This is a genomic window from Ectopseudomonas chengduensis (assembly GCF_900102635.1).
Lineage (GTDB): Bacteria > Pseudomonadota > Gammaproteobacteria > Pseudomonadales > Pseudomonadaceae > Aquipseudomonas > Aquipseudomonas chengduensis.
This window is the reverse complement of record NZ_FMZQ01000036.1, coordinates 1-2709: the sequence shown is the minus strand read 5'-3', so window position 1 is coordinate 2709 and position 2709 is coordinate 1. Positions and strand designations below refer to the sequence as shown.

The 2709-nt window shown below is 53.9% G+C and carries 3 protein-coding genes; all 3 read right to left on the bottom strand.

What is annotated here, in order from left to right:
• Nucleotides 1-1082: OprD family porin (locus BLS08_RS25895; protein ID WP_090337757.1), on the bottom strand; the 1082-nt coding region annotated here is incomplete at its 3' end.
• 216 nt (nucleotides 1083-1298) lie between these two features.
• A complete protein-coding gene (locus BLS08_RS25890) occupies nucleotides 1299-2198 on the bottom strand; it encodes a LysR family transcriptional regulator (RefSeq protein ID WP_017679356.1) in 900 nt (299 codons plus the stop codon).
• Between the two features lie 214 nt (nucleotides 2199-2412).
• Nucleotides 2413-2709, bottom strand: a 297-nt coding sequence (locus BLS08_RS25885) for an OprD family outer membrane porin (RefSeq protein WP_139204319.1), incomplete at its 5' end; no start/stop codon positions are given.

The window sequence follows — 2709 nt, the reverse complement described above, 5'->3', positions numbered from 1 at the left end:
TAACGGGTCATGAACGTCAAGCCAGGGATGCCAACGCTGGCAAAGTTGAAGTCATAGCGGGCCTGCCATGAGGTTTCGTCTTTGTTGGCGAAGTCACCGATTTGCACATAGTTGACCAGGAACGGATCGGTGCCGTTGATGTAGGCGTAGCCGGTGTCTCCGCTCATGCTCTGGTAACCAACACCGAGTGCGTGACCGCTAAATGCATAGGTGAACATCGCCCCGAATGCCTTGTTGTCGACGTTGCTGTTGCCCTCGTCGGTGGAGCGAGCGTAGCGCATATCAGTTTTCAGCGATTGCTTGTCACCTAGCGGCAAGGTGTGCAGGACCGTGAAAATATGCTGCTTGTAGAAACCGTCTAGATTGCCGTAGTTGTAGCCGGTGGCTAGGTTGCTGTTCCACTTGTAGGTTGCTCCGGCGAAGTTGAATTCATCGCTATTCTGGGTTCCGCCGCCGCTGATAGCGCGGGCTGCGCCGCTGGTAATGCTGAGGTCTTCGCTATCGGATGAGTCGCGCTGGCTTACTTGTTTGAGCTGGCCGGCATCGAAGGTCAGGCCGGCAATCTCCAGCGAATTCAGGTGCCCGCCTTGAAAGGTCTGTGGCAGCAGGCGCGAATCGTTTGCTTGGACGGTTGGCAGTCGAGGTTGCAGCGTGCCCAGTTTCAGCACGCTGTTTGAAGCGCGCAGCTTCGCGGTTAAGCCCATCTCACCATATTCATCCTGCGCTGCACGAGGTGCTTCTTTGTTGCGTTTTAGAAGGCCCGTGCCTGAACGATCAGCGCTGGAGTCCAGCTTGAGACCCAGCATGCCGATGGCGTCGATACCCACGCCGACTGTCCCTTCAGTGAAGCCGGATTCGTAGCGCAGCAGGAAGCCCTGGGCCCATTCCTCCTGCTTTGACTGGCTAGCTGAGTCTTGGCGGAAATCACGATTGAAATAGAAGTTGCGCGCTTCCAGACCAGCTTTGCTATCTGCCAAAAAATCAGCTGCCGCTGGTTGACTGAGACCGAGTCCTCCAGCGCTCAGCAGGAGCCCGCACGTGACTCGGTTAAGCCATTGAGAGTTGGGGGTAGCAATGAGCATGTAATTATCCTCGTCGAAAACATGTGTGGTAGACGTGGGGCAGGCTCGGGTAGGCGTATTACACTTGCACATACTTTCGATGACATTTTTATTTCAATGATCGAGAGGGCGAATGAAAGCCTTACAGGGCGAGGGTTTCAATGCAGGAGTGGAAACTTTTGTTTGTTTCAGCGAGATGACTATTTGGTGAATTAGCTGCTTGTGGACTACTCAGGGCTACTGAGTGAACCAGTTGTGGCGATCTTCAAAGGCTTTGTAGATGAGCGATACCAGTGTCTGCACTTCTGATTGCTCTGCTGCCAGCGGGGACGTTGAAATCCAGACCACCCGTTCCAAGGCAGTCTCGAATAACTCGTCAAGGGGCAGCAGGTTACGGTCTACATGGGAGATGTAGCCAGGTAGCAGGCCAATGCAGGAGGAGTTACGCAGCAAGTCAACGACCCACTCTTGTGAATGCACTTGAATGACCGCGCTTTGGCGCTGACGGATCAGCTGATTCCATGGTTCGAAACTGTCAACCGTTGTGTTTCCCGCGAGCTGAACCAGCATGAAATCCTTGAGGTCGGCTACAGAACTCGGTAGGCGTTTACCCGCATAACGTTTGGCCATATGGGCACGATAGGGAATTCGTGCAAGCATCAATGGTGTTGTCATTGCAAAGCTTGGAGTCGGTCTTGGCGTGCCGGGATCGGTGATCCAAATCATGACCTCTGCCAGCCTCTCGGGCTCGCCCTCCTGTGGGATGATTTCTAGTCTCACGGCCGCGTCATTACGCAGCCAGGAGATCAAATCACGGGCCAGCAGGTCGGTGAGCAGTGCCGTCGGCACCGCAAGACGTACCAGAGCTCGCTGGACACTGACGTCCTCTGGATGCAGGTCACCGAATTTCTGGATCAGTAGTTGTTGTAATTCACGTCCTGTTGCGCTCAGGCTGAGCTCGCGTCCTTTATAAAGGAATAGCGGGGTACCTACAGTTGCCTCCAGCTTCCTGAGTTTTTTGCGCATCGGCACGATATGTAAGTTTAGGCTGCGTGCAGCCTGCCTAAAGCAGGCGCAGCGCGCGCTGGTCAAGAAAATCTGTGCTAGTTGGTGGTCGATGGTGAGAGGGTCGAACATGGGGGGCGATCAAAGCTCGTGCCAAGCAAAATGCATGTACTTTGAGCTTAACGAGACGAACCTAACGCCAGGATCGCAGCAGGATTACTTATTTGTAATCTGATGGAGGGAGGAGCTTTATGTTTGGAATTGAACTTCCGGCAGTATCACTTTATCAGCGCGGGCGGTTCTCAGCGCGGCACTCGACTACTAGTTCCGCGCTGAGGTTTGATGATTACAACAGCGGAAGTGTGTAGCTGACGATCAGGCGGTTCTCGTCAACATCGTTGCCGAAATTGGTTGAACGTAGTGTGGCGTTGCGCCATTTCACACCCAGGTTTTTCAGCGCACCGTCCTGGAAGACATATGCGATGTCAGTATTGAGCTCCCATTCCTTACCATCGGCGCTGCCTGCGCCTAGATCAATATTGTCACCAGTCAGGTAACGGGTCATGAACGTCAAGCCAGGGATGCCAACGCTGGCAAAGTTGAAGTCATAGCGGGCCTGCCATGAGGTTTCGTCTTTGTTGGC

What these genes read in the sequence shown, in the direction of transcription:
- BLS08_RS25890 (WP_017679356.1), bottom strand. Translation starts at nt 2,198, where the DNA reads ATGTTCGACCCTCTCACCATCGACCACCAACTAGCACAGATTTTCTTG.